A 25884-nucleotide genomic window follows, 5' to 3' on the forward strand; every position below is an offset into this window, starting at 1 on the left:
ATTAACGCCTATAGTTATTCCTCAATAGAAACAGAGCAGAAACTGTCAGGAGCCGTGAGTTTATGAGAAAAAACGATATTCTCGGATTGGGACTGATGGTTTTTGCGTTTTTTCTTGGGGCGGGAAATCTGATCTTTCCTCCCTGGGCAGGGCAACTCTCCGGTGAAAATCTCTGGCTCTCGCTCACAGGCTTTTTGGCGACAGATGTTGGACTCTCCCTTCTGGCGATTATCGCCATTGCCATGGCCGGCAGTGCGGAAAACCTGACCCGTGATATTCCCGGTGTTCTGGCTCTGGTTTTCTGGATGGCGGCTTACATTATTATCGGTCCTGCTTTTGCTGTTCCCCGAACATCTGTTGTGGCTTATGAGGTTGGTATTCTTCCGTGGCTAGGTGGGGAATCGCCGCTCTATCTTGCACTTTATTCCATTGTTTTCTTTTCAATAGTGGCCTGGCTGTGTGTATTTCCAGGAAAGTTAATAACCATTGTTGGAAAAATATTAACTCCCGTTCTGGCAACAGTTCTGGGAGCGATCTGCATCGCCATGATGCTTGAACCGGAAATTACGCTTGGTCCCGGGCAAGGCGCATGGGCTGAGCATGCCATGCTTGAAGGCGCTGTACAGGGTTATCTCACTATGGATACTTTGGGAGCTCTGGCTTTTGGTATTGTAATTGCCGCATCAGTTCGACGGTTTGGGGTGACGGATCGAGGTGCCATTATCAAATACACAATCATGGCCTCCCTTATTGCCGGAATAGGGTTATCGCTGGTTTATCTGGGATTGTTCTATCTCGGAGGCATCAGCCGGGAAATAGTGCCGGAAGCCAGAAATGGCGGGCATATTTTATCGGTAATGGTGACTCACCTTTTGGGTGGTGCCGGGCAAATTGCGCTTTCCCTTGTAATCACTTTGGCTTGTTTAACCACCGCTGTTGGAGTGACAACATCTTTTGGTGATCACTTCCATCATCGCTGGCCCAAAGTTGGTTACCGGTTCTGGGTGTTGCTGGTGTCATTTCTTTCCATGATTGTGGCGAATGCTGGTTTGAACACTTTGCTGAAAGTTTCCATACCGGTGGTGGTGGCGATTTATCCTGTGGCGATCATGATTATTTTTGCTGAAATTCTCAGGCAGAAAATTGTGATAACCAGCCGTTGTATGCAGGTGGCGTTGGCTGTGGTTTTTGGGTTCAGCTGTCTGGATGGTTTAAATGCAGCAGGGTTAATGGGCGCAGAATCCTTTGTCCACGCTATTCCCTTGTTTGATAACGGTCTTGGCTGGTTGATGCCGGGGTTGGTAGTTATCCTTGTAGGGTGGTTAGTTCGGTTGCCAGAATTGTTCTCTCGCAAGAGAAGTGCGTGATTCGGCTTGCGGGTGACCGCACCCTGTGTTATTTCTTAAACAAAACATATTGCGCTTAAAGATTACAAAATGAACCTTATGTCTTCCAACAACCTGCTTCTAGTCATCGTGGTGATTATTAACTCACTGCGGGGGCTGATTATGGGCTGAAGAAAGACACAGACCAGAATTCCAGAAAACCCCCGCTCCGAAAGGACCGGGGGTTTTCTTTTGGGCGGAAATAAAAACAGCGGTAACTAGCAGAGGGGTAGGCCAATGACAACAGCAGCAGATGATTCCGGTGAGTCAAAACCCGGACAAGAGCCACACGGATGTACAAGTGGTGCAGAGTATATTGTTCAGGCACTGCTTGAACATGGGGTTTCCACAGTGTTTGGTTACCCCGGTGGTGCAATCATGCCGCTTTATGATGCGCTGTATGAAAGTTCGGTAGAACACATACTCTGCCGACATGAGCAGGGCGCAGCTATGTCAGCTATTGGTTTTGCCAGAGCAAGTGGAAAGGCAGGAGTCTGTATTGCTACTTCAGGGCCGGGAGCTACGAATATAGTCACCGGTTTGGCTGAAGCTATGCTGGATTCTGTTCCTCTTGTTGCATTAACCGGGCAGGTACCTACTTCCGCACTGGGGACAGATGCCTTTCAGGAAGTGGACATGCTTGGCCTCAGCCTTGCTGTTACCAAACATAGTTTTCTTGTGTCGTCTGTTGAAGAGCTTCCGGAAGTGATTGAACAGGCTTTTCGCATTGCCCAATCCGGCCGTCCAGGACCTGTTCTTATCGATCTGCCCAAAGACATTCTGCAGGCTGTGCCCTCTACAGTTCTTCATAGTGTCAGGGAAGAATGTTCTCTTTCTATGCCGGAACCTGATGACCTTGAGCAGGCCCGAACTCTTATAAGCAATGCCAAAAAACCAATGCTCTATGCCGGTGGTGGCGTTGGTATGGCTGGGGCTGTTGAAGGGCTGCGAAAGTTTCAGGCTGTGACGGGAATGCCCTCCGTAGCCACTCTTAAAGGTCTTGGCTCCATTGATCCCCATGCTGATGGTTACCTGGGAATGTTGGGGATGCATGGCACTCAGGCTGGCAACCTTGCAGTACAGGAGTGTGATCTTCTTGTTTGTGTAGGCGCACGGTTTGATGACCGTGTGACCGGTCGATTGGATGGTTTTGCTCCCGATGCCAAAGTTATTCATCTGGATATCGATAAAGCCGAATTTGGAAAACGTCGCCAGCCGGATGTTGCACTGAAAGGTGATCTTTGCCGAATTCTTCCAGCAATCGCTGTTCCTTCAGACTGCGAGGAGTGGCGTAAACATTGTCAGGCAATGGCTCACGAGTATCGCTGGCAATATAACGCTCCTGGGGAAACTGTTTACGCCCCTGCTTTGTTAAATGAATTGAGCAAACAGCTTCCTAAAGACACTGTTGTTACCTGTGACGTAGGGCAACATCAGATGTGGGTTGCCCAGCATATGAGTTTTTCTCGCCCGGAAAATCATTTGAGCAGTGGTGGGTTGGGAACAATGGGGTTTGGATTGCCAGCCGCCATAGGAGCTGCGTTGTCGCGCCCTGATGATACAGTTGTCTGCGTAAGTGGTGATGGTTCCATCATGATGAATATTCAGGAACTGGCAACACTGCGCCGCCTGAACCTTCCGGTAAAAATCGTACTTTTGGATAACGAAAGACTGGGCATGGTTCGCCAGTGGCAAACCCTTTTCTTTGATGGTCGCCACAGTGAAACCAACCTTTCTGATAACCCGGACTTTATCAGTTTGGCTAAAGCCTTTGGGCTTGCCGGAAAAACAATCTGGCAACGGGAACAGGTTACGGAAGCCTTAGAGGAAATGCTTGCCAGTGATGGCCCTTATTTCCTGCATGTAGCCATTAACACAGAAGAGAATGTATGGCCACTGGTTCCACCCGGTGCGGCTAATCATCAAATGCTGGAGAGTACCCAATGAACACATTATCAGATAGCAATAATAATATTCATAGTCTGTCTATTCGCACTGCAAATCAGCCTGCGATATTGGAGCGTGTTCTGAGGGTTGTACGTCACCGGGGTTATAAACTGTGCAGCTTGAATATGCCGGTGTCAGACAGCGGCGATGTAAGCATTTATATGCAGGTTCATGGCCTCAACCCCGAGCTGCTTCTGCGGCAGCTTGAGAAGCTGGTGGATATCCAGAATGTTGTTCTGTTGAATGAAGAGCAGGAAGTGCTGAGAGCATAGTCAGTGATTGGACTTCACTAACTATGCCTCACTCATATCGATAAGAATTTCTACCCGACGGTTGCTGGCACCACGAGGGTTGTCGGAGTCACGCAATCTTCTGTCTGCCATTCCCGCAACCTGAACGATACGCTCACTGGGAAACCCGCCCTGAATAAGAACTCGCCGGGCTTCCTGGGCTCGTGCTGTGGACAGATCCCAGTTATCTCGGCCGGAACCGGCAGAGAATGATGTCGCATCTGTGTGCCCAAGAATAGTCAGGCTCTGGCCTGTTGCATCAAGGCTTGAAGCCAGGGAAACAATCATTTTCTTATAAACAGGCATCAGCTTGGCGCTGCCCCGGTGAAACATCGGCTGCCCTTCCTGCTCCAGAATTTCCAGGCGGAGGCCATTAGGGGTTTTAGAAATCTCCAGAGCGTCGGCATACTCGTCAGGCAGAGCAGCTATCTGCTGGTCAATCTTCTCTTCCAGAGATTTGTAATAATGATCACGCTCCAGTTGCAGGCGTGAGGCTTTTTCCACTGCATCAAGAAGTTCATCTGAAATATCAGAAGCTTTCTCGTTTTCTTTGGCAATACGCGCAGCCTCAACGCTGGTTTTTACCTGTTCCAGATCATCAGGGTTTTTGAAGTAGCTGGAAACTGCAGCTTTCTGTTCTTCGGTGGAGTTTCCTGTCATCCAGACAAGAAGAAATAAGGCCAGCGCCAGCATAAAGAAATCCGCCAGGATATTCTTCCACTGGCTTTTTTGTTTCTTACGATGTCGGGGCGGGTGCTTTCGAATAATAACCGTTGAACCACTATCCTTCATTCATGGCTCTCCGCCAACCAGACTTCCAGTTGATTGAAGCTTGGACGAATCTCAGAATAAAGAACACGGCGACCAGCATCAGCGGCAATTGCAGATGGACGCCCGCTGACCTGAGCAAGAATGGCAGCCTTAACGCATTCAAACAACTGGATTTCATCCCCTACGGAATAGGTGACTGATTTAGCCAGTGGGCTGATCAAGCCATAGCAAAGCAGAATGCCGAGGAAGCTGCCAACCAGAGCTGCGGCAACATTCATACCCAGAAGATAAGCGGGGCCATCCATAGATTGCATAGTCAGTACAATCCCGAGAACTGCAGCCACAATACCAAACCCGGGAAGGCTGTCAGCAATATGCTGCATGGCATCGGCTGGTCGCTGAAGGTCTTCACGCATGCTGTTTAATTCATGGTCAAGCAAACCTTCCAGCTCATGGGGTAATACTTTGCCTAATGTGACCAGGCGCAGATTGTCGCAGATAAAGCTGGTCAGGCGATTGTTTTCAAGTATTCCTGCTTCTTTAAAAAGAACGCTTTCTTCAGGGAAATCAATATGAGTTTCAAGAGCGGCTACTCCAGCCGTTCTTCGAGTTTCAAACAGGCGGAACAGGAGCGTCAGAAGATTCTGATAATACTCAGCCGGGTAATGATTGCTGCCACGAATCGCTTTGCTCATGTGCTTCATGGTCATAGTAATAATATGCCATGGGTTAGCGATCAGAAATGCACCAACAGCACCACCGGAAATAATCAAAATTTGAGCGGGTTGCCACAGTGAAAGTAATTGGCCATCGGCCAGCACAAACCCTCCGAGCACACTTAAAATCAGTATGATTAACCCGGTGATTTTTAACATGATTTAGGGGATCTCTTAACTGCGTGAACCCTGAAGAGGTTTAAAGCCTACTAAGGGTAAAACTTGGAGGTATTGCTACAGGGCAAAGAAAAAGGATTACGACACAATATTTTACATTGTTGAGCAGTGAGTTGATGGCGTAATAACCACAATTTCAAATGACTGTCGCTTACCTCCCCCAAGCACTTAATTAGCTTTCCTGGCTGATATTTTTTTGCAGGGTCTGTAATGATTTCTTTCGTAGTTGGCAGATTCTTGCCTCGGTTAAATCGAGAACCTTTGCAATTTCTTTCAGGTTCATCTCTTTTTCATAGTAGAGGTGAAGAATCATTTGTTCCCGTTCTGGCAAGCGTTGTAAAGCCATACTTAGTTCTTTGCTGTCGGCGTTTTTTAATAGAGGAGCGAGTGGTGAAACACTTTCTGTTCCCAGCGTATCCCAGTTATCACCACGATCTTCAGTGAGAGTATCCAGACTCAGGCTGTTTGCTGCCTCAAGGCGCGCTTCGGCCTGTTGAATATTCTCAACGGGGAGATCAAGAAAGTCTGCAATTTCCCTGGGGCGAACAGTTCTGCCAAGCTTTTGCTCAAGAGTTATTCTGGACTGACGAATCTGCTTTCCCTGCTGGCGTAATGTTCTTGGACACCAGTCGTTTTTTCTCAGCTCATCCACCATCGCGCCACGAACACGGGTGAGAGCAAATGCGTCGAAAGGAACTCCTGTAGTTGGGTCGTAACGGTTGGCTGCTTCTAAAAGTCCAATAAAACCAGATTGAATCAAATCATCCACATCCACCATGCGATCCAGCCGATCGGCAAGATGCAGGGCTATACGGCGTACCATGGGAGCCTGAGCATTAACGAGATTTCGAACAGGGTCATCAGTTTCAGAAACCGTTCCTGTTCCCGTTAGGTATGCGTCAATTGCCGTTTTGGTCGTAAAACTCATAACAGACCTGCACGTTCAAAAAATTATTGAATAACAAACTCTGTAAACAGAAGATCATCGACAGACTGAATACCTGTCTTGGCCTGAAGAAGAGTTCTGATTCCCCGCAGAGATTCCTGTCGCAAACGTTCGTAACTGCCTTTTTCTGCCAGCGTATCAATTGTTTCACTGCGGAAATTAGCAATCAGGAAGTCACGAATGGCGGGTTTATAGAGTTTGAGCTTTTCATTGAGCTCTTTGTGGCGGGTGACAACAACGGGTCTGATTTTTAAATAGTTTCTGGGTGTTCGGCTTTCGATATTGACGATGATGGGCTTCATTTCAAAATAGAAAGGTTCCATAGCTAGAGGGCTGGTTGTACGAGCCTGGGTATACCAGACAGCAACACCGGCAAAAACAACGAACAGCACGAGCAATGGTTTGACGATATTTGATTTGCCCGCTTTTTTCTTTTCTTCAGACTTCATTTATTTCCCTCAGGCATAGGCACTCAACAGAGTTCGCCCTGCAAAGTATTCCGATGTTTGCTGGCTTTGTTCCATTGTGCTGGTACTGTCGGTTAATCCGCTCTGACCTTCATCAATGCCGCCAATTATTGTTTCTTGTCTGGAATCATGGAATTGCTGGCCGTGCTCGCCGGAAGACACATCCACATCCACAAGGTTCATCTCAGAACCATCCAGGCTGGCTCTTAAACGATCCATATGGTTCATGATCATTTCCCGGACCTGTGGAGATGTGGACTGGAACTGCACACTGAGTTTGTTGTCATCCAGGCGCAATTGAATATCCAGAGTTCCCAATGAAGGTGGATCAAGGCGCAGGCGGGCTTCACGAATACCTGTCTCGTCACTGCTCATGCGGTAAAGCCGCTGACCCAGGTCTTCCGCCCAGTCCGGATCTGTAAACATCGAGAGCGGGGTGTCCGGCGTTGTCGGTAAAGGCTGGTTTGTTTGTCCTTCTGTACGACTAGCGGCAACTGCTGAAGTTTGAACCGGTGCGTAGGTGGCGGTGTTTTGAACCGGTTGCTCGGAAGACGCGGAGACCTGTGAACTTTCCAGCCTTGCCACAAGACTTTGCAGCTGCAGAGAGTTTTGTGTTGTTTCCGCTTCAGGCTTTTGCGAGGTTTCTAACTGAGTAACTGTTTGGGTTACTGATAATGACAGTTCTTCAGTCGTGTCGGTTAGAGCGAGAGATTGCTCCGTTGCAGAAGCTGATAAGTTAGTTGTCTGTGAGTCCTTTGTTTGAGCCAGCAACTGTTCAGGTAATAATGGTTGAGCAACGGTTTGCTGAAGACTGGCTTCAGGTTTTGGTGTCTCGGCATTTGCATTGTTGAGTTTTGCCAGAGTTTCTTGCGCAGATTTAAGAGCCTCGCCCGCTGCTAAGGCAGGTATTACTTCTGTCTGCTGTATCTGTGATGACGGAAGTTGTTCAGAAGCTTCTGGCTGCCAGCTGGCCTGCTCCAAAATCTGGGCAATCAGCGTTTCCTGATCTTGAGGGGGCTCCAGTAGAGGATCACCCTGTAGTTCTTCACGAGCTTCTTCCAGCTGTGCGGCCAAAGCTTCAAGAGTATCCCGCTCTTCTGGTGAGAGCTCTTCACCACCTTTCAGCTTTTCCAACAGAGCATCAAAATCCATTCCTTCTTCAGCTGGCTGGCCGGGATCAATGGATGAAGAGTTTGAAGGCACTTGAGAAGAAAGTGCTTCAGAAGCGCTTCCCGTCAGCATTTGTAATACGGCATTCCCTGGCATGGTCGTTTACTGGCTCCCTGATACCAGACAATCTTTGTACGCCCCAAGAGCATTTCGTTCCTGGCGCATTTCATTCAACTTTTCGCTTAATTCACTGCGGCGGCTCTGGCAGTGTTCTCGCATTTTCAGGTACAGCTCTTTCAGGCGTTTCACCTGTTCTGCAGAAACCGGTTCTTTGCGCTGTTGAATGTCCCGAATCTCTTGCTGCAGAGAAGCATCAAGAGTCATTACTCGTTCAAAGTCTTTGTCCCGAAAGGCTTCTTTCAGAGCATCTTCCAGAGAGGCGAGCCGATCAGACATGGCTGACACCATCGGCATGTTCCAGCTGATCCCAGGCAGATTTGATTTCCCGAATCACCATCACTGCATGGTCAATTTTCTCTTGATCGTTATGACGGTTGGCCTGCATCAGGCAATCACTGCAGAACATATAAAGGTTGGAAAGATTTACGGCGACTTCACCGCCAACCTCCAGATCAAGAGCTCCACGCAATGCTCCAAGCAGTTCAATACATTTGCTGATGTTCTGGCCTTTGGTGGCAATGTCTTTACGCTCCATGGCACCAGAGGCAATCGCCATATGATCCATCAGCTTTTCAAACATCATCTGGACGAGGCGATAAGGGCTGGCAACAGCAACACGGTTTTCTGTCTGGTTCTGGGTGTAGGCGTTCAGGGCCTGTTCATAACTCATAGTTTGCCAGCCTTAAATTGTTGTAGTGTTCATGGAGTTCAGCACGCTCATGGAGTTGTTCATTTCCTTGACAGCAAGATCCATAGCAATCAGTTCGTTGAGATAGCGGTTGTAAATATCGTCGTAACGGTCTTCCAGCGAATCCCACTCTGCCTGGAGATCGTTCAGGTCATCATCCAACCCATCCAGACGTTCGCCAATCAAACCGCCGGTTTCACTATCGTCAGAGTCGCTTTCAGAGTCATCCTCTGAGCCATCGTCTGAAGAAGAATCTGTTTCCCCAATAAACACTTCAACGACTTCCTGAAAGCCATTGATAATGCCTTCATCACCGGTAAATAGTTTGATGATGGCGTCTGGATCGTCTTCCAGAACCTGGTCCAGTTTGTCATCATCAACTTCCAGCTTGCCGTTGGAGTCGGTGACAATGCCGATACTGGCGAGAGAACTGTAAGAGTTGTCAGCCATTGGTGTAGTAATGGCCGAGCGAAGCTGGTTTTCCAGAGAGCTGATAAGAGTATCGCCAGCCAGTGGTGGGCGTGTGGCAGTTTCGCCAGGAGCACCAGGAACTGTTGTGGTCAGGTCATCAATAACACCCATCAGGGTGTTGTAGCTGTCTACCAAATTATTGATAGACTCTTTCATGGTGTCGGTATCGGCCGAGAGGTCTACGGTGTAGGGCTCATCAGCTTTATCTGCCGGCATAGCCTTGGTCAGGTCAATGGTGACGCCGGGGATGGCTTCATCAATGGAATTATCCTGAGAGATGATTTTAATGCCATCAACAGTGATCTCGGCATTCTGAGCCGGGTTGATATTCTTGGGTGTACCAACCGCATCACCGTTAGAATCGGTGAAAGAAATACCCTGAATGGCGGCTTCTGTTCCTGTTTCCCGGCTGGTTAGTGTGAGGTAAGCCAGATCATCGCCAGATTCTGTCTGAGTATTAACGACAGTGGCGTCTATACCGGGATTATCTTCAGACTCATTGATGGCATCCATAATCCCTTGCAGAGTATTGTTGGTTTCATCAACGGTTACCGTAAACACTTCACCATCCGCCATAGTGATATTCACTTCACCGGTTGGCAGAGGTGTTTTGGCCGCGGGAATATCAGGATCACTGCTGGTAATGGAAGCCATTTCCCATTTGTCTTTAGTAGCCAGCTGCTTCACATAAATGTCGTAGCTATTGGCAATGGCATCTTCATCAGCGGATACAGAGAAGAACTCTTCGGAATCTTCCGGTGCGGTGACTTTCAGGTTGCCGAAAGTCTGTGGGTCAGAAAGATCAGAAAGCGTAGAGTTAAAAGTGCTGAGAGCACTTTCTAATTGCTCAAGAGCGGCAATTTCAGCATTGATTTCACTTTCCTGCTTGGTTAGCTGATTCCCCTTCGGGGCAATATCAGACTGAGCCATAGTCTTAGCCATGGTTTGCAGATCAAGGCCGGTTCCCATACCGGGCATGCTTATAGACATCTGTTCTTCCTGAATAGGCCGAAAGGTATCGGCTTTCTAACCGCAATATCAGCATGTCATCGCAAGTTACATGCCATGAAAGTGATCAACACTGTTCGTTAATCAATACACCAGAGCCAACAGGTTGTTTTTCCACAATGGAGTTCGCCTGAGCAGGAGTCAGCACCATAACTATATGCTGGTCGCCATCTACCAGTAAGAATCGTGCCTGCCCGGCAATACGTACCAGCTTGGCTTCCAACCCCTGAGTAGCAAAAGCTGAATTCAGTGCTGCAAGTTGTTTTCGCAGATGTTTGCGGAAGGATATTTCCGGCCAGATTTCCGCCACGGTTTCCTGATCCCTGCGCTGGCTTTTGCGAGCTGGCGCAACAGCAAGCGTTTTCTCTACACCTTGCGGGAGGGAAGGAGGAACAGTTGGCAAAGGTTCATCTGACATAGTGGAAACCTGCACTCTGGTTGTATGTCAGAAGTCGTCTTTTGGAAGGGAGTTCTTAAATGAAGGTAATCGGAGAAATACTCGCAATTCGTAGGTTGGGTTAGCCACAAAGCGGCGTAACCCAACAAGCGTCCGATCAGACAACCACCCAAGCAACATATAAAAACCGGCCATTATCAGGCAAAGCTGTTAATGGCCGGTTGTAGGGTTTTACATTGTGTTTGAAGGAGGTTGCCTATTGTTGGGTTACGCTGCGCTCATTTGTGCCCGAAGGGTGAACCCAACCTACAAATAAGCCAAAATCCAACAGTCAATCACAACATTCAGGGCATTATTAGCCCATCAGCATGGTAGCGTACTGAGGCATAGTCTTAGCCTGAGACAGTACAGTAGAGCCAGCTTGCATCATCATCTGGTTGCTGGTCATTTCAGTGGTGGCCTTGGCGAAGTCCACATCCTTGATACGGCTCTGGGAAGACGTCATGTTTTCTTCCATAGTTGCCAGATTGTCGATGGTGGAGTCCAGACGGTTTTGAACAGCACCGAGATTTGCGCGCTGGTCATCAACAGCAGCCAAAGCGTCATCCAGTACACCAATGGCCTGTTGGGCACCTTCAGCTGTACTGATATTAATATCAGAAATGCTCATGGTAGCGCCTTTAGCGACGCCAGCTGTACCAGTCTGTTCGGCAATATTTACTGCGCCGGTTGCAGTGTCATCTTTGACTTCAATTGCTGTAGCAGAAGTTGTGGAAAGTGTGATCTCACCATTGTCTTCTAAAGTTGCAGAAACGCCTGTGGTGCCAGTTTGACCATTAATGTCATCAACTAAATCTTGGGATGTAGCAGCGGCATCTTCAGTCATGGTGATAACTGTGCCATTTACATCAATAGATCCAGGAGTATCTGCGGCAGTATTTTTTGCACCTGCAACAATCGCATCAACATCTGTTTTAGAAAGTGTCACATCACCGCCAGTGGTTGTTTCTGATGCGGTACCCTTCAAATCTTCAGCTTTTGTGCTGTCGATACTGAACTCAATAGTCTGGCCTGCATCAGCACCAATCTGGAAGGTCATATTCTGCGCAGAGCCATCCAGCAGATTGATGCCTGCAAAAGTGGTGTCTTCAGCGATACGGGTCATTTCTTCCTGCAGCTGCTCAACTTCTTTCTGCATAGCAGCACGATCTTCAGCGGTGTTGGTATCGTTAGCAGACTGCAGAGCCAGATCACGCATGCGGTTCAGCATATCAGTGGTTTCAGACATTGCACCTTCAGCGGTCTGAGCCATGGAGATAGCATCGTTGGCGTTACGCTGGGCAACACCCAGACCGTTGATCTGGGTTTCCATACGGTTGGAAATCTGCATACCAGCAGCGTCGTCGGAAGCAGAGTTAATGCGCAGGCCGGTAGACAGCTGCAGCATATTGTCGTTCAGGTTGGCTTGAGTGTTGGCCAGGTTGTTCTGCGCGAACATCGCAGAAGTATTGGTGTTAATTGTGATCATGTCGTTTTCCTGTGTTTGACATCAGGCTCCTGCGAGCCACTGATTCAGGAATCGGAAGCTGATTTCAGATAATTAAATTGTTTTTGTGGTTTCTTCCAGAACATCCGCAAATTTATGCATGCCCTTAGCCTGGGATATCACCGTATCAGTAACCCTCTTTTGCATCTGTCCAGTAGTTCTCTGGGTTGTACTGTGTATCTGGGCGGAGTCGCCTATTGGCGCGTAACTCTTTGATGATATGACTGTTTTTAGTTTTCTATCCAGCTGATGCTGGGTATTTTTAAGTTGCTTCTGGTCTTGAGTGATTTCGTTAAGAGCTGAGTCCAGAACAATGACAGCTTTGCGAGCGGATGACGATGTGGTGATATCTATATCGGAAATGCTCATAGCCTTGCTGGGTTTATTCGGGCCGGTTACTTCTGGCTTCAAGCCGCTTTTAATGCTCTTGAGATGACCATCTTCATCTTTGGAAAAGTAATCCGTTGAGCCGCCAGCTATGCCAATACGCTCCAGCACTTTCTTTTGAGCTACAAGTTCCAGAGTTCGGGTTTCGCCATCGTAAACGGGGGTGGCTTTTATACGTAGTCCGAAAAATTCTTTCCTGAGCTGGATAACCGCTTCGTCTCCTGATGATCCTGCTTTTATTGGGAAGTAATAGGTACCGTGTTTATCCAGTATTGCCATCATCAGGTCGTTCAGCATGGTGTCGTTTACTCGAAATAGTGCACCTGTGTCTGCTGTTTCAATATCGTTGCCCAGGCTGCTGGCAAATAGTGAGCGGATTTTTACGGTGATAGTCTGGTCTTCATCATCACCAGCCCACACTGTCATGGCGGTGTTGGAACCATCCAGCAGCCGTTTATTGCCGAAGCGGGTTTCCCGGGCGAGATCATCCATCTCGTTGATCATTCCCTTAATCTGCTTCTGCATAGCTTTGCGTTCGTTATAGGAATAACTGCCGCTCAGGGATTTCTGGGTCAGGTTTAGCATTCGCCCAATCAGGCTGGCTCCTCTTTTCAGGGCATTCTCAGCGGTTTGGACAATGGCTATGGCATTGCTCAGGTTACGCATGGGGATATTGGGGTTTGTTGTGCTGCACTGTTCTGAAAGGTTTACGGAGTCTCCATCTTTTTTGGGCTTGACCGAACTTCTTCTTACAGAACTTTTTTTACCTACATCGGTAACGTAGGTGGCTACCGGTGTTTGTAGAGAAGACGTTTGGGTCTGTATCGCGGCCAACGTTCGTATCCTTGCTTTTGTATGCGCGCACTAACTGCAATGGGGGAAATCGGAGGAAGTTATGTAAATTTAAATATGCTTTGGCATAGATCAAAAAATAAACAGCGATTTCGGATGCGGTATATATTAGAATCCGCACCTTTTTTTCGGGAGGTTATTACCATGTCAGAGATCGACTGGCTGGAAATGCTCGGCTACTTTGCCACCTTGCTTACTGCTGTCAGCCTGAGCATGAGTTCTCTGGTACGCCTGCGCTGGTTCAATATGTTTGGCAGTTTCTGCTTTGGTACTTATGGCCTGCTGCTCGGTGCTCTGCCGGTGGTACTGCTGAACTATTACCTTGTAGCCATGAACATTTTCTACCTCTGGAAAATGTATAACGAGAAGAGCCATTTCCGTGTACTGCCAGCCTCTGTTTCTGACCAGTACCTGAATGAGTTTATTAATCTGCATAAGGCTGAAATTAAAGAATTCTTCCCTCCGTTCAGTCTGCGTGATGACCGTGAATACACTGCACTGATGATTCACCGCGATCTGTCTCTGGCGGGTGTGTTTATCTGTCATCGCAATGAAGACGGCACTATGGAAGTGGATCTGGATTTTGTTCTGCCTCCTTACCGTGACCTGAAGCCTGGTCAGTTTGTGTTCTGCGAAAACAGCAACTTCTTTACTGAGCAGGGTGTTTCCAAGATCGTTTCTGCTGAAGGTTCTGAAGCCCACGCTACTTATCTTTCCAAGATTGGTTTTACTCGCACCAATGGTCGTTTGGAAATGGCTCTTAAGGGCTGATTCCGCTTAGGAACATCCCCTCAGAACTCTGTGCACCTGCCGATAACTTATACAGTTATCGGAGTGCACTTGATGAAAGTTTTCAGCTTTATCCTTGTTTCCTGCCTTGTAGCGACGTTCGGACTCCAGATTTACAAGCTGGAGGAAGTCAATCGTCTACTCAACCTGCCTGCTACAGCGGCTGGGCAAACTGCTGAGTCTTCTTCCGATGCTGTACGCGAACCCCCATTCGATGTTGTAGCGACGCCAGAAATGGATGCGGCAGCTATTGCTGTACTGGAATCCCTGCCTTTAAACCGTACCCGTAGCATGGAAAATGTTGGTTTTCTAACTGTGAATGAAGAAACAGGAGAGGTGACAGCTTCCCAGCCAGAAGAAATGAAAACTCTGTTCCATCGTAATATTGCCCGCGCCAGCTTTTCTGTGCCGAGTGAAGGTGTAGTGGCTATTTACCATGATCACTTTCGGGGAACATTGCCGGGGCCGGGAACTGGAGATGCCGGGCCGGTTTTCAAAGGCTGGGTGAGTTATATCAAGGATGAGCGGGGCAATATCTTCAAAATTGAGTTTTCTGAGCAGTGGAAAACTCCCAGTAACCCCAGGAACGGCTGGCGTTTAAGCAGTCTGAAAGGGCGTAGCCTGCCGGGGCAGAGCATGTGGTATCCGGGCGTAACCTTTACTCGTTACGCCCGTGGTTCTTCAAAAACCTATGTGCGATAAGCGCAATTAAATCGCTTCTAATTAGATGTAGTTAAACAGGCTCATCTGGCTGACATTGGCATAGCCTTTTTGAGTTGCAGACAGAATAGTCTGCTCCACACTTAACCGGGTTACTGCCTCGGTGTAATCCAGATCTTCCAAAGAACTCTGCATAGATTTGTTGGTCAGCTGACGGTCAGCATTGGTATCTGCGGCAGCTTCTAGAGTGTTTATCTCAGCACCAATCGTTGTGAGACTTTTGTTGGCAGCATCCAGAGTGCTATCCACAACATTCAGGGTATCTTCAACAGCCTGAGTCAATGCGTCCTGATCATCTGGCATGTTTACAGTGCGAAGGGTTTCAATGAAATCATCCATCGCTGTGAAAAAGTCTGGATCATTACCAAAGAACAGATTATCGCCCGTGACACCCATAGAGGCAGTTTGGGAATCACTGATTTGCAGCTCCCGGGAATCCTCTGATCCTTCATAAGACCATTCCATAACCGGGTTGCCATCGGCGTCCAACACTGGGTCACCAGTTACTGGGTTAAGAACCGGAACTTCCTGCACTGGAGGCTTGTCACCAGCTGTACCACCAAAGATATATTCGCCGCTGGAAGACTTGGTGTTAGCGAGGCTGGCGATTGTTTCGACGGTCTGTTCCAGCTCAGTTGCCAGAGCATCCAGATCTTCATTGGTCATACTGCCATTACCGGCAGAAAGTACCAGATCCCGGGTTCGGTTCAGGTTATTCACCATATCCGAAATCACGGTTTCCTGGTTGGAAAGGGAGGTTGTGGCGGTATCGATATTACCTGCCCAGATTTCCAGCTTGTTCAGTTCATCATCCATGCCCATCAGCTGCATAGCGGCGAAAGGATCATCAGATGGTTTGAGAATACGTTTGCCGGTACTCATTTCAATAAGCGTGCGGTTAACGTCACTGGTCGCCTGCTGCATGGAGCCGGACATAGTGTTATGCATCTGCATAGTGCTTACGCGCATGGTGATTACTCCTTTAATCCGGCTTAAGCCATATTCAGTACGGCGTTAAACATTTCATCGGCCGCGGCAATCACTTTTGCGTTGGCAGAGTAAAGTTGCTGGAACATCAGCATATTGGCGGCTTCTTCATCAAGGTTTACACCGCTGTTGCTGAGAACCTTGTTGGACGCTTCCTGATACAGCATGGCGCTGGCGCTGTAATCGTTGGTGGCACGAGCGCTGGCGCTGGCAACATCGCTGACAATGCTGTTCCAGGCGCCGTTGATAGTCATGCCATCAACTAACTGTTCTTCCTGAAGGCCAATAATTTCCTGCAGGTTTTCATTGTTGCCCGGCTCATCGGGGTTGGAAGAGAAAGCCAGTTTCTCCGGATCATCCATAATCACTTCGATACCGGCACTGGCACCATTACCTGGCTCAATCAGGAAGGTATCGCCAGGTTGCATAGCTGTGAAAGAGTTGCCGCTGTCGTCTGAAATGGTGATGCCATCGAAAGAAATGGAACCATCAGAGTTGGTGGTATAACTCACCTGCTCACTGCCGGGCTGACGATAGATTTCCAGATCACCACCATCACTCATGGTGAAGGTGTAATCATCAGCAGTCAGTTCTGCGGAATCGGAAATCTCAACATTCAGGGTCACGCTGTTTGTGCCGCCAATATGAGTGGAGCGGCTCTTCATGGTTTCCGGAGCGTTAATATCATTAAATAGCGGGGAACCAGCATCGCCGTTCAGGTCGTAGCCTTTATCAAGCTGTTCATTAACGGTGTCAGCAACAACTAGGGCCAGGCGATCCAGCTCTCGCATAGCGGGATCAAGAGTTTCCTCCCGGAAATCAATTAAACCGCCAATAGCGCCGCCGGGTTCATCAACCTTTTTCACAGCATTGCCGGTATCAACGGCCAGTACAGACTGGGATTCATCCGGATATCCGGGAGTCAGTACCAGTTCATTGGTTTCTGCGCGAGTAACCAATGGTTCGCCAGAAGGCAGAGTAATTGTGGCTGTATGATCATCTTCAATCAGAACATCAATCTCTACAATTTCGGAGAGTTGCTGAATGGCCTGATCACGTTCGTCCAGAAGCTGGTTAGGAACATCGCCAGTGGCGCTGGCTTCAACAATGGCTTCGTTGACTTTGGCGATTTCATCAATTGCACCATTGGCTTCATCAACCAGAGCCTGCATCTGTTGCTCAACATCTGTCGCCTGTTGAGTCAGGGATTTAGACAGGCTGTTAAAACGTGCAGTCAGGTCTTTGGAGCTTGCCAGCACTTCCTGGCGGTAAGCAATATCCATTGGATCAGCACTGGCGGAGCTCAGAGTGCCGAAGAAATCATTCAATGCTGGAGAAAGACTGGTGTTCTGGCCGGAAACTGTAGTTTCCAACTGACCAGTGTGGCTGGCATTAGTGGTTGCATAGCCGTATTGAGAAGCGTTGTACCAGAGTTGCTGCACAGCGTATTCATCACTGACACGCTCAACATCAGAAACATAAACGCCAGATACTTCGGAAGTACTGAAATGAGTCACCTGGCGTGAGTATCCGGTGACACCAGCATTGGCAATGTTGGTACTGGTAACGTTCAGTGCTGACTGGGCAGCGGTCAGGCCTGTTGTACCGTTGTAGATCATGCTCATGGCAGTATCTGAAAGTCTCTTCAAAAGTGGCTGGCCGACCGCAAGCATCCGGGGCCATTGAATGAATCAGTAGTCGTCTTTTGCAGAGGAATCTTAAGAAACGTAAGTGGTTACGAACTTTGGGCTGAAAGCCCTGAATACTTCCCGGCGCCAACTGACATTTTTAAAATGAGATGAGCAAAAAAGGGGCCAACGTTGTCGGCCCTGGATGGGTTTATCTTTGAAGTAGTTTTTCGACCTGGGCTTCAACCATCTGCCGGTATTCCTGTTCCTCCGGGCTGGTATAAACATTAAGCCTTTGTTCTTCCTGTTGTAGAACTCCCAACAGGCGACCGCCAGCATCGGCATTTCCGGGATTTATTTCCATTAGATCAGAGAGATAATTGATTTGTTCTTCAGGTGTCAGCCTGGGAGCCAGTGAATCGTAGTTGTACCAGGTATCCTTGCTGTCGGGGGCAAACTGGATCTGATGATCAACCCAGTGTTTCATAAACAGATCGTTTTCCGGGGTATCAAAGTGCAGTGAGCGAAGACACTCTTCGGTCATCTTATAGGCTGCTTCAGAAGGATATTCTTCCTGAATGGCTTCTCTCAGCTCAGTGAAACTCTCCCATAACTCTGGATTGTCTGGATCACTGGTAAGCAGACCTTTGATTTCATTGAGCTCGTCAGGCCATTGGGATTCATCTATTGGTCCAAGCTCTCTGGAAGGTGCTGCAGATACTTTCAGTGCCCCTTTGCCGTGAGTACCGGGATGTTCTTCTTTCTCTTTTGTTGCCTGATTTTCTTTCTGTAATGCTTTTAGAAGGGAGCTGAAGGGGTGTTTGGTTGAAGGGGATAGAACCATGGCGTTATCCATGAGGGAAAGCGCTTTCTCCATCATTTTACAGTGATCGTCTTCCAACTTTACATTGCTGAAAACAGTGGATAGCTGTGATGAGAGTTCGTGAATGGCGGCTCCAGGCATAGTGTGGCGACTTTCATAAGGGAATCGCTCAAGCTTGGCAGCCATATTGCTGAGTTCTGCCAGATTCCCCAGAATCTCATCTGTTTTGGTTCTTTCTGATCCATTCTGAAGCTCAGTTGTCAATTCTCCCCGCCGGCCAGTGAGCTGCGTTTGGGATGTTAGAGATTCTGCCAACTGGCCAAACGCATGAATCTGCCAGCCTTCTACCTCATTTTTAACTTGTGGGCTGGTGTAGTTGGCTTTGAGCTTTTCTCCCTCGTTAAATGCCATGCGCCAGTGATTGTCTTTGGTACACAGAGCTGTCAGCTCTTTCATATATTTAACCGGATTGTGTAAACGCATCTTATCGAGGCGGCCCAGCTTTAAATCTATGGTGGCTTTTGGGTGTTTCAGGAAGGTTTTGAAAAGTGTAAGCCCCTTAAGCTGGAGCCTTTCCCCGAGATATTTGTCGGCAACAAGAGGCTTAGCTTCTGGTAAGGCTGTGATTTTGCCCAGAGTAGGGTGATAAACACTTTCGGTTTTTGTTGTTTCTACGGAGCCACCGGGAGGGGGGGTGACCGCCCCCGGACTTTTCAGGGGATCCATCATGGGTAAAGCATCCTTGCCAAGGTTGTCTATTAATCCTAGACAAGGATGGAAAAACAGGGGAATTAGCTTTACAGATCATCCATGGTTAACCCCTGCTGTTGCAGGGCTTGTGCCATCAACTGTTCGGCTATTCCCAATGTGCCTGTGCTGGCCAGATCAAAAGCCAGCTGGCTGTCATACATACCTTGATAGAAGCGTTCCTGGTCACGGTTGATCAGGCTATCTTCAGCCATCACATCTGTGGCATTGCGCATGCTTTTCAACACTTCTTCAATCAGCATGGATTCAAACTGTGTAGCCGCAGCCTGCAAAGCTTCCGGAGAGTTTTTATCGGACTGAAACTGCTCCATGGCTTTTGGATCAGCAGCAAGAGTAGGGGCGGAAGTGTTAATGTTCATATATTGGCTGCCGGTTAAATCACTACAAGTTCAGCTTTCAGGGAGCCGGATTCTTTCAGTGCTTGCAGCACTGCCATCAGGTCTGAAGGTGTGACTCCCACACTGTTCAGGGCGTTCACAACTTCCTGCAGAGAGGTGCTTTCAGGGAGAGTGAACAGGCGACCTTCGCCCATTTCAACCTGAATATCACTCTGTGGAGTGATAGCGGTGTCGCCCTGAGAAAATTCTCCGGGCTGGCTGACATTGGAAGATTCCTGAATAGAAACAATCAGGTTGCCGTGACTCACGGCAGCGGCAGACACTTCCACATCTTCATTCATGACCACAGTGCCGGTGCGGCTGTTGATAACAACCCTGGCTGGTGGGCGACCAGTTTCAATGTCCATATTTTCCAACATGGCCATATAAGCAACTCGCTGGTTTTCATCTGCCGGAGACGCAAGAGTGATGGAAACGCCATCATTAGCCTGTGCTGTACCGGGGCCTAGAAGTTCATTAATAGCACGGCTGATATTGCGGGAGTTGGTAAAACTGGGTTCACGCAGGTGAAGAACGACCTGACGATTATGACCAAAAGATGTGGGAACGCTCTGTTCAATAACCCCGCCGGATGGAATACGACCGACAGTGGGAACATTAATCGTAACTTTGGAACCACTCTTTCCATCAGCGGAAATGCCAGAAACAATCAGGCTGCCCTGGGCTAATGCATAGACATTGCCGTCTACACCTTTCAGTGGTGTCAGCAACAGCGTGCCGCCATTAAGACTCTTTGCATCACCAATAGATGACACTGTTACATCAATAGACTGACCAGGGCGGGAAAAGGGGGGTAGTGTTGCGGTCACAGAAACTGCGGCCACGTTTTTCAGGTTTGGATCAGCATTGTCTGGTAACTGAATACCCAACTGGCGCAGCATATTAGTGAGAGACTGGCCGGTAAATTCGGTTTGGCGGGTTTTATCACCACTGCCGTCTAAGCCAACCACAAGGCCATAACCAATCAGCTGGTTGGTTCGTACCCCCTGAATATCCACCAGATCCAACAGGCGTTCCGCTTTTACTGCTGAGCACAGTGCTAACAAAATTAGTGGCAGTAGTCGTTTAATCACGGAATGCCTTACATCGGAAAGATAGGGTTATTGAATGCACGGGTCAGCCAGCCAGGGCTGTTGGCATCATTCATGGGGCCAGCACCGGAATACATAATGCGGGCATTTGCCAGACGTTTTGAGAGAACGACGTTATCCGGGCTGATATCTTCCGGGCGCAACATGCCTTCGATACGAATGTATTCATCGCCTTGATTTAACCGCAACCATTTTTCCCCCACGACTCGCAGAGAACCATTGCTGTAAACCTCGGCAACGGTCACGGTGATATCACCAGTCAGCTGGTTGGCCTGGGTGCTGTCTGATTTGCCTTTGAAGGAACGATCAATGCCAGCGTCGGTGTTGATATCCTGAGGGTTACCAAAGAACAGAGGAATATCGACTCCCATCGAACTGCCTTTGCCAATGTTGGTTCCGGAGCTTTTTTTCGAACTGGTTTTCTCGTCGAGGCGGACGGTGAGAATATCGCCAATCCGGAAGGCCATACGGTCTTCAAATAAATTGTTGGCGTAGGCAGGGTTAAACAGGCTGCCGTTAGTGGCAGTAATGGCGCGAGGTGCGGGAACAATAGGTGCCCACTCTTCGGTGTCCGGCTTTTCATCTTTTTCCGGGATAATGCTGCAACCGGTAAGAAAACCGGTTGCAGTGATTCCCAGAGTAATCAGAGATATCTGGAAAAACTTATGCATCAGAGCACCTGGTTGGCGTACTGGAGCATCTCGTCAGCCGCGGCGAGCACCTTGGTGTTCATTTCGTAGGCACGCTGGGCCGTGACCATATTCACCATCTCTTCCACCATGTTGACGTTGGAAGATTCCAGTGAGTACTGACGGATTTCACCGACACCATCTTCACCTGCCACAGACTCCAAAGGCACGCCGCTGGCTGCGGTTTCTGCAAACAGGTTCATGCCGAGAGCATTCAGGCCGGCTGGATTTACAAAGTTGGAGAGAGTGATTTGGCCAAGGTTTTCAGGTTCAGCCTGACCGGCAATTGTTGCGGAGACAGTACCGTCCTGACCAATCGAGATGCTGGTGGCTTCCGCAGGAACTTCAATGCCTGGCTCTAGAACCATGCCCTGCATAGTGACCATTTCACCATCGGAGTTAAGCTGGAATTCACCGTTCCGGGTGTAGGCATTGGTGCCATCTGGCATTTGCACCTGGAAGAAACCCTGACCGGCAATGGACATATCCAGTTGGCCAGTTGTGGTCTGAAACGCACCCTGGGTGAAATCTTTGCTGGTTCCGGCAACGCGAACACCGGTACCCAGCTGCAGGCCGGTAGGAGTCTGGTTATCCTGAGTGTTATCGCTGCCTGGCTGTTTCTGCACCTGATAAAACAGGTCTTCAAAAACGACATTGTCAGACTTAAAACCAACAGTGTTAATGTTTGCCAGATTGTTGGAAATGGCAGACAGCTCCGCATTCTGAGCTGTAATACCTGTCTGGCTGATCCATAGTGAAGCGTGCATTTATCAGGAACCTCGAATTAAACGGTCACCGGCTTCGGCCATCTGGCGGGCGGTTTCAATTGTTTTCAGCTGCATCTCGAACTGACGGCTCAGGGACATAAACGCCATCATCTCTTCCACGGAATTCACATTGCTGCTTTCCAGTGTTCCGGAGCTCACTTCAACAGCAGGGTCAGCGGCAAGAGGTTCATTGTTGGCTGTGCGGAACAGGCCATCCGGGCCTTTCAATAAAGGCTCTTCACCATTAGCCAACTTTAATTGTCCAACAGTGATTGGCTGGGTTTTCGGGTCACCGGAACCCAGAACGCTGACTGTGCCATCGGGGCCAATTTGGATCTGTTCGTACTGGGGAACGGTCAGAGGGCCACCGCCAATAGTTGCAACAGGTTGTCCCTGACGTGTAGTGAGAATGCCGTCCTGGTTCACTTCCAGAGCACCCGCACGGGTGTAAGCCTCTTCACCATTGCCATCAAGAACTGACAACCAGCCTTCTCCCTGAATGGCAACATCCAGTTCATTACCAGTGCTGACCATATTGCCGGCACCGGTGTTAGACCATGTGCCGGTGGTTTCGGTGAACACTCGTGTTGGCAAGCCTTCGCCTTCCACGTTCTTCGCAATGATCTGGGCAAAGTCCGCCTTGAAACCATCGGTGTTTACGTTCGCCAGATTGGATGCATGCTGGCGCTGTTGAAACATCGCCCGGCTTGCACCACTCATAGCTGTGTATATGGCTTTATCCATTCGTGTTCAGCACCTAGATGGAGTTCATCAGAACTTGGGTCATCTCGCTGCTGGCGCTGATGCTCTTGGCGTTGGCCTGGTAATTACTCTGGGCAACCACCATGTTTACCAGTTCAGCGGTCTGGTCCACGTTGGACATTTCCAGAGCGCCGGACATGATAGAACCAGTGCCGCCAGAACCTGGTTCGCCAATAATGGCATCGCCACTTTCTGGAGAAGACGTCCAGCTGGTGTTGCCGGCATCAACCAATCCGTTTTCGTTGGGGAAAGTTGCCAGCGCTACAACGCCCTGAAGCTTGGTTTCACCATTGGAATATGTGGCATAAATGCTGCCATCGTCGGCTACCTGAATACCGTTGAAGCTGCCTGGTGGGTAACCGTTCTGGCTGGTAGAAGAAACACTGGAATCTGTGCCGTATTGGGAGATGCCAGATACATCCATTGTGAAGGTTATATCGCCAGCACCGCCTGCGGGGACTGTGATATCGAAGCTGGCCGGATTAGCTGGAGTAATCAGTTCACCGCTTTCGTTGAAGACCAACTGTTCCTTTTGAGAAACACCATTGGATTCGTAGGTAACGTCCCAAGTGTTATCAGCCGTTTTTACATAGTATGCGGAAACGGTTTGTGGCGTTCCCTGTGCATCATAAACAACCGTGCTGGTGGTGTAGTTGTAAGTGTCGGGATCGTCAGAGTCGAACTTGGTTGGATCTTTGATTTCTTCCCGGGAATCCAGGTTAGCATCAAGGCTGGCTTCACTGGTTTCTTTGGCGGCCTGGTCGCTCTTGTCGATTTGCAGGTCGGTCAGAGTGCCGTTAATAACATTACCTTTGTCATCAACTGCATAACCCTGCAGGTTTTGACCTTTAGGTGTAACGATATAGCCGTCTTTATCAACTTCGTAGTCACCAGCGCGGGTGTAGTACTGGTTGCCGTTGGCATCTTCGGTAATAAAGAAACCATCACCGTTGATAGCCATATCCAGACCACTGGTGGTGTACTGAATAGCGCCCTGGGCATAGTCGGTGGACACATCGGAAACGTAAACACCTCCGCCGGTTCCGGCTGCTGAATACACATCAGCAAACTGCACATCTTTGGACTTGTAACCCACAGTGCTGGAGTTGGCGATATTGTTACTGATAACGTCCAGATCACTGGAGGCAGCGTTCAGGCCGCTGATGCCGTTACTTAATGCTGACATGATGAATCCTTAAATAAGCCTTAACTGTTTCTGGCAACGGCAAGAGAAGCTGGCCCCAGAGGCATAGCCGGAATGGTGTCTGGCTGTGCACTGTTATCCACAAGCCCTGATTCTTTCAGGCCAGGGTATTTTTCCAGCAGCTCGCGGTTGAAATAGGAGTTGGGTGTCATTTGTTCGTCAGTCGACTGAACGCCCATATCTCCTTCACCGCTCTCAGATTCCGGAGCAGAAGTTCCTTCCAGTTTGGTGATGTACGACAGTGGAACCAGACCAACATTTTCCACTTCCACCAGAACTTCCTGACCGGGACCGGGAATAACAACGCTGGTCACAGTTGTGGATTGGGTAATGGCAACTTCGATATCGTTTCCATCCACTGTTGCGATAGCTTCCAGGATGTAGTCACCGGCTGGCAGTTCTTCATCCAGGTCTGCCAGGTCGAAATCAATCTTCCCACTTTCGGTCTGTTCGCCAAGAGGAAGAGTGGCGACAAGGTTTTCGCTGGAGTCGTAGATGTTGATGTTCAGGTCGTCGGCCGGTGTTGGCAGCAGAACCTTACCTTCTACAGTGCCGCCATCCTCAATATTCATCACATTGGCGAGAACCATTACGTCCTGCCCAACCAGTGTTGAGGCGTACAGAGCCTGAGAGGAATACAGCTGAGTGCTGAGATCTTCTACGGAACCCTGAAGCTCCGTCATGGCTGTTACGCTGGTCAGGTCAGCCATCTGGGAAACAATTTCACTGCTGTCCATTGGCGCAGTGGGATCCTGATACTGGAGCTGAACCAGTAACAGCTCCATAAAATCATCAGAACTCAGCGACTGATTGTTGGTAGTTGTCGTCTGGTTTTGTACGTTGGCATCATTACCGGTGGCGTTAACAGAAGTCATCAGGCAGTCCTTCCGTTATTGACCAAGAGTAAGCAGACGTTGCTGCATGGCACTGACACTGCTGAGCAGTTCGACACTGGTCTGGTAGCTGCGGGATGCTGATGTCATGTCAGTCATTTCTTCCACAACATTCACGTTCGGGTAGTACACGTAACCGTCGTCACCTGCCATTGGATGATCTGGCTGATATCGGGTTTCCAGTGATGCGTCGCTTTCCACAACGTCCTGAACCTCTACGCCAAAAGCTGTTTCCACTGCGGTAGAAGACAGCAGGTCGTCTTGGGTTTGTTCCAGTACTGCGGCAAAGATGGGTTTGCGAGCGTGATAAGTTGTTTCCGGAGAGCTTCCCGGTGTTTCGGCATTCGCCAGGTTGCTGGCAACGGTGTTCAGGCGCTGGCTCTGTGCGGCCATGGAAGAGCCGGCAATGTCGTAAATAGTGTTCAGTGACATAGCGTGTTAGATCGTCCGTAATAACTAACCGTTGATGGCCTGTTCCAGGCTTTTGAATTTCATGTTGAGGAAGGTAAAACTCGCCTCCCAGTCAGCACGGTTTTCCGCCCACGCGGCTTGTTCTTTGCCGAGTTCAACGGTGTTGCCGTCGGACGATGGCTGGGTTTGTTCCCGCTCAACCAGCTGTGCGTTTGCCTGATTTGCTGATGGTGTGTCTAAACTGCCATTCCCCAGAGACAGGGTTTCTCGTGCTTGTTGGAGTGCAGTGGTGAAATCAAGATCTACGGCTTTGTATCCCGGGGTATCCACATTGGCGAGATTGCCAGAAATAGCACCGGCCCGTTGCTCACGAAAGGCCAGAGCTTGCTGGTGAAGACCCAGGTGGTTGTCGAAACTGATTGCCATGCATTTTCCATCGGCGGGTTAAAGAACACCTACCTATGAGCAATCTATGTGCCATATGTCGTTTATTGTCTGTTGGGCACGGATATGCGATTTGTATCAGTATTTGGAGGGGGAGAACGTTGTTAAACTTTTCCCAGTGAGGAAACTGTTGTCCAACCTCGCGGAATTAAATTTCCGCTGACAGGTTCCA

At 49.0% G+C, this 25884-nt stretch carries 28 protein-coding genes; 5 read left to right on the plus strand and 23 right to left on the minus strand.

The genetic code is table 11. The features are described 5' to 3' along the window. Positions 1–62 precede the first annotated feature (62 nt). The 3 genes from brnQ (at position 63) to ilvM (ending at position 3604) form a co-directional block, all read left to right on the plus strand. Positions 63–1367: a branched-chain amino acid transport system II carrier protein gene (gene brnQ / locus ACY2RR_RS05365; RefSeq protein WP_490107107.1), complete on the plus strand. Its 1305-nt coding sequence runs from the start codon at positions 63–65 to the stop codon at positions 1365–1367. Between the two features lie 255 nt (positions 1368–1622). Then, a complete protein-coding gene (gene ilvG, locus ACY2RR_RS05370) occupies positions 1623–3332 on the plus strand; it encodes an acetolactate synthase 2 catalytic subunit (protein ID WP_490107108.1) in 1710 nt (569 codons plus the stop codon). Further along, complete coding sequence (gene ilvM / locus ACY2RR_RS05375) at positions 3329–3604, plus strand: acetolactate synthase 2 small subunit (RefSeq protein WP_490107109.1); 276 nt, start codon at positions 3329–3331, stop codon at positions 3602–3604. Before ilvG ends, ilvM begins: the two co-directional genes overlap by 4 nt. A gap of 21 nt (positions 3605–3625) precedes the next feature. Here ilvM and ACY2RR_RS05380 read toward each other — a convergent pair whose 3' ends face one another. The 11 genes from ACY2RR_RS05380 to ACY2RR_RS05430 form a co-directional block, all read right to left on the minus strand. Next, complete coding sequence (locus ACY2RR_RS05380) at positions 3626–4414, minus strand: OmpA family protein (protein WP_490107110.1); 789 nt, start codon at positions 4412–4414, stop codon at positions 3626–3628. Further along, positions 4411–5268 (minus strand): flagellar motor stator protein MotA, encoded by an 858-nt coding sequence (gene motA / locus ACY2RR_RS05385; RefSeq protein WP_490107111.1) that lies wholly within the window; start codon positions 5266–5268, stop codon positions 4411–4413. The genes ACY2RR_RS05380 and motA overlap by 4 nt, the downstream gene beginning before the upstream one ends. A gap of 190 nt (positions 5269–5458) precedes the next feature. After that, positions 5459–6214, minus strand: a complete 756-nt coding sequence (locus ACY2RR_RS05390; RefSeq protein WP_490107112.1) for a sigma-70 family RNA polymerase sigma factor — start codon at positions 6212–6214, stop codon at positions 5459–5461. A 23-nt stretch (positions 6215–6237) separates the two neighbouring features. Further along, positions 6238–6681, minus strand: coding sequence for a flagellar basal body-associated FliL family protein (locus ACY2RR_RS05395; protein WP_490107113.1), 444 nt, complete (start codon positions 6679–6681; stop codon positions 6238–6240). Between the two features lie 9 nt (positions 6682–6690). Beyond that, positions 6691–7965 (minus strand): flagellar hook-length control protein FliK, encoded by a 1275-nt coding sequence (locus ACY2RR_RS05400; RefSeq protein ID WP_490107114.1) that lies wholly within the window; start codon positions 7963–7965, stop codon positions 6691–6693. Positions 7966–7971: 6 nt separating this feature from the next. Next, on the minus strand, positions 7972–8265 hold the full coding sequence (locus ACY2RR_RS05405) for a flagellar protein FliT (protein WP_490107115.1): 294 nt from the start codon (positions 8263–8265) through the stop codon (positions 7972–7974). Further along, positions 8258–8659, minus strand: coding sequence for a flagellar export chaperone FliS (fliS, locus tag ACY2RR_RS05410; protein WP_490107116.1), 402 nt, complete (start codon positions 8657–8659; stop codon positions 8258–8260). Before fliS ends, ACY2RR_RS05405 begins: the two co-directional genes overlap by 8 nt. Positions 8660–8671: 12 nt before the next feature. After that, positions 8672–10138, minus strand: a complete 1467-nt coding sequence (fliD, locus tag ACY2RR_RS05415; RefSeq protein WP_490107117.1) for a flagellar filament capping protein FliD — start codon at positions 10136–10138, stop codon at positions 8672–8674. An 85-nt stretch (positions 10139–10223) separates the two neighbouring features. Then, positions 10224–10574, minus strand: a complete 351-nt coding sequence (locus tag ACY2RR_RS05420) for a hypothetical protein (RefSeq protein ID WP_490107118.1) — start codon at positions 10572–10574, stop codon at positions 10224–10226. Between the two features lie 334 nt (positions 10575–10908). Continuing rightward, positions 10909–12081 (minus strand): flagellin N-terminal helical domain-containing protein, encoded by a 1173-nt coding sequence (locus ACY2RR_RS05425; RefSeq protein WP_490107119.1) that lies wholly within the window; start codon positions 12079–12081, stop codon positions 10909–10911. Between the two features lie 72 nt (positions 12082–12153). Beyond that, on the minus strand, positions 12154–13320 hold the full coding sequence (locus ACY2RR_RS05430; protein ID WP_490107120.1) for a flagellin N-terminal helical domain-containing protein: 1167 nt from the start codon (positions 13318–13320) through the stop codon (positions 12154–12156). Between the two features lie 162 nt (positions 13321–13482). Here ACY2RR_RS05430 and ACY2RR_RS05435 point away from each other — a divergent pair, with 162 nt between their 5' ends. Both ACY2RR_RS05435 and ACY2RR_RS05440 read left to right on the plus strand, forming a co-directional pair. Beyond that, positions 13483–14109 (plus strand): YgjV family protein, encoded by a 627-nt coding sequence (locus ACY2RR_RS05435; protein ID WP_490107121.1) that lies wholly within the window; start codon positions 13483–13485, stop codon positions 14107–14109. Positions 14110–14181: 72 nt separating this feature from the next. Further along, positions 14182–14829, plus strand: a complete 648-nt coding sequence (locus ACY2RR_RS05440) for a hypothetical protein (protein WP_490107122.1) — start codon at positions 14182–14184, stop codon at positions 14827–14829. 21 nt (positions 14830–14850) lie between these two features. Here the strand turns inward: ACY2RR_RS05440 and flgL are convergent, their stop codons facing one another. From flgL to flgB, 12 genes are all read right to left on the minus strand, one after another. After that, on the minus strand, positions 14851–15816 hold the full coding sequence (gene flgL / locus ACY2RR_RS05445; RefSeq protein WP_490107123.1) for a flagellar hook-associated protein FlgL: 966 nt from the start codon (positions 15814–15816) through the stop codon (positions 14851–14853). A gap of 23 nt (positions 15817–15839) precedes the next feature. Further along, positions 15840–17459, minus strand: coding sequence for a flagellar hook-associated protein FlgK (gene flgK / locus ACY2RR_RS05450; RefSeq protein ID WP_490107124.1), 1620 nt, complete (start codon positions 17457–17459; stop codon positions 15840–15842). A gap of 214 nt (positions 17460–17673) precedes the next feature. Continuing rightward, on the minus strand, positions 17674–19014 hold the full coding sequence (locus ACY2RR_RS05455) for a hypothetical protein (RefSeq protein WP_490107125.1): 1341 nt from the start codon (positions 19012–19014) through the stop codon (positions 17674–17676). A gap of 68 nt (positions 19015–19082) precedes the next feature. Beyond that, on the minus strand, positions 19083–19412 hold the full coding sequence (locus ACY2RR_RS05460; protein ID WP_490107126.1) for a rod-binding protein: 330 nt from the start codon (positions 19410–19412) through the stop codon (positions 19083–19085). Between the two features lie 14 nt (positions 19413–19426). Further along, positions 19427–20524: a flagellar basal body P-ring protein FlgI gene (locus tag ACY2RR_RS05465; RefSeq protein ID WP_490107127.1), complete on the minus strand. Its 1098-nt coding sequence runs from the start codon at positions 20522–20524 to the stop codon at positions 19427–19429. A gap of 8 nt (positions 20525–20532) precedes the next feature. After that, positions 20533–21213, minus strand: coding sequence for a flagellar basal body L-ring protein FlgH (flgH, locus tag ACY2RR_RS05470; RefSeq protein WP_490107128.1), 681 nt, complete (start codon positions 21211–21213; stop codon positions 20533–20535). Then, positions 21213–21998, minus strand: a complete 786-nt coding sequence (flgG, locus tag ACY2RR_RS05475) for a flagellar basal-body rod protein FlgG (protein WP_490107129.1) — start codon at positions 21996–21998, stop codon at positions 21213–21215. Before flgG ends, flgH begins: the two co-directional genes overlap by 1 nt. 3 nt (positions 21999–22001) lie before the next feature. Continuing rightward, positions 22002–22742, minus strand: coding sequence for a flagellar basal body rod protein FlgF (locus ACY2RR_RS05480; RefSeq protein ID WP_490107130.1), 741 nt, complete (start codon positions 22740–22742; stop codon positions 22002–22004). A gap of 13 nt (positions 22743–22755) precedes the next feature. Beyond that, complete coding sequence (gene flgE, locus ACY2RR_RS05485; RefSeq protein ID WP_490107131.1) at positions 22756–23946, minus strand: flagellar hook protein FlgE; 1191 nt, start codon at positions 23944–23946, stop codon at positions 22756–22758. A gap of 20 nt (positions 23947–23966) precedes the next feature. Further along, positions 23967–24839, minus strand: a complete 873-nt coding sequence (locus ACY2RR_RS05490) for a flagellar hook assembly protein FlgD (protein WP_490107132.1) — start codon at positions 24837–24839, stop codon at positions 23967–23969. Positions 24840–24854: 15 nt separating this feature from the next. Beyond that, positions 24855–25289 (minus strand): flagellar basal body rod protein FlgC, encoded by a 435-nt coding sequence (gene flgC / locus ACY2RR_RS05495; RefSeq protein WP_490107133.1) that lies wholly within the window; start codon positions 25287–25289, stop codon positions 24855–24857. A 24-nt stretch (positions 25290–25313) separates the two neighbouring features. Beyond that, positions 25314–25694 (minus strand): flagellar basal body rod protein FlgB, encoded by a 381-nt coding sequence (gene flgB / locus ACY2RR_RS05500; protein WP_490107134.1) that lies wholly within the window; start codon positions 25692–25694, stop codon positions 25314–25316. Positions 25695–25884: the final 190 nt, after the last annotated feature.

The sequence above is a fragment of the Parendozoicomonas sp. 2304DJ65-17 genome, assembly GCF_058148445.1.

Coding starts and splice junctions, on each gene's coding strand:
- brnQ (WP_490107107.1), top strand. CDS start 63: ATGAGAAAAAACGATATTCTCGGATTGGGACTGATGGTTTTTGCGTTT.
- ilvG (WP_490107108.1), top strand. CDS start 1,623: ATGACAACAGCAGCAGATGATTCCGGTGAGTCAAAACCCGGACAAGAG.
- ilvM (WP_490107109.1), top strand. CDS start 3,329: ATGAACACATTATCAGATAGCAATAATAATATTCATAGTCTGTCTATT.
- ACY2RR_RS05380 (WP_490107110.1), bottom strand. CDS start 4,414: ATGAAGGATAGTGGTTCAACGGTTATTATTCGAAAGCACCCGCCCCGA.
- motA (WP_490107111.1), bottom strand. CDS start 5,268: ATGTTAAAAATCACCGGGTTAATCATACTGATTTTAAGTGTGCTCGGA.
- ACY2RR_RS05390 (WP_490107112.1), bottom strand. CDS start 6,214: ATGAGTTTTACGACCAAAACGGCAATTGACGCATACCTAACGGGAACA.
- ACY2RR_RS05395 (WP_490107113.1), bottom strand. CDS start 6,681: ATGAAGTCTGAAGAAAAGAAAAAAGCGGGCAAATCAAATATCGTCAAA.
- ACY2RR_RS05400 (WP_490107114.1), bottom strand. CDS start 7,965: ATGCCAGGGAATGCCGTATTACAAATGCTGACGGGAAGCGCTTCTGAA.
- ACY2RR_RS05405 (WP_490107115.1), bottom strand. CDS start 8,265: ATGTCTGATCGGCTCGCCTCTCTGGAAGATGCTCTGAAAGAAGCCTTT.
- fliS (WP_490107116.1), bottom strand. CDS start 8,659: ATGAGTTATGAACAGGCCCTGAACGCCTACACCCAGAACCAGACAGAA.
- fliD (WP_490107117.1), bottom strand. CDS start 10,138: ATGTCTATAAGCATGCCCGGTATGGGAACCGGCCTTGATCTGCAAACC.
- ACY2RR_RS05420 (WP_490107118.1), bottom strand. CDS start 10,574: ATGTCAGATGAACCTTTGCCAACTGTTCCTCCTTCCCTCCCGCAAGGT.
- ACY2RR_RS05425 (WP_490107119.1), bottom strand. CDS start 12,081: ATGATCACAATTAACACCAATACTTCTGCGATGTTCGCGCAGAACAAC.
- ACY2RR_RS05435 (WP_490107121.1), top strand. CDS start 13,483: ATGTCAGAGATCGACTGGCTGGAAATGCTCGGCTACTTTGCCACCTTG.
- ACY2RR_RS05440 (WP_490107122.1), top strand. CDS start 14,182: ATGAAAGTTTTCAGCTTTATCCTTGTTTCCTGCCTTGTAGCGACGTTC.
- flgL (WP_490107123.1), bottom strand. CDS start 15,816: ATGCGCGTAAGCACTATGCAGATGCATAACACTATGTCCGGCTCCATG.
- flgK (WP_490107124.1), bottom strand. CDS start 17,459: ATGAGCATGATCTACAACGGTACAACAGGCCTGACCGCTGCCCAGTCA.
- ACY2RR_RS05455 (WP_490107125.1), bottom strand. CDS start 19,014: ATGATGGATCCCCTGAAAAGTCCGGGGGCGGTCACCCCCCCTCCCGGT.
- ACY2RR_RS05460 (WP_490107126.1), bottom strand. CDS start 19,412: ATGAACATTAACACTTCCGCCCCTACTCTTGCTGCTGATCCAAAAGCC.
- flgH (WP_490107128.1), bottom strand. CDS start 21,213: ATGCATAAGTTTTTCCAGATATCTCTGATTACTCTGGGAATCACTGCA.
- flgG (WP_490107129.1), bottom strand. CDS start 21,998: ATGCACGCTTCACTATGGATCAGCCAGACAGGTATTACAGCTCAGAAT.
- ACY2RR_RS05480 (WP_490107130.1), bottom strand. CDS start 22,742: ATGGATAAAGCCATATACACAGCTATGAGTGGTGCAAGCCGGGCGATG.
- flgE (WP_490107131.1), bottom strand. CDS start 23,946: ATGTCAGCATTAAGTAACGGCATCAGCGGCCTGAACGCTGCCTCCAGT.
- ACY2RR_RS05490 (WP_490107132.1), bottom strand. CDS start 24,839: ATGACTTCTGTTAACGCCACCGGTAATGATGCCAACGTACAAAACCAG.
- flgC (WP_490107133.1), bottom strand. CDS start 25,289: ATGTCACTGAACACTATTTACGACATTGCCGGCTCTTCCATGGCCGCA.
- flgB (WP_490107134.1), bottom strand. CDS start 25,694: ATGGCAATCAGTTTCGACAACCACCTGGGTCTTCACCAGCAAGCTCTG.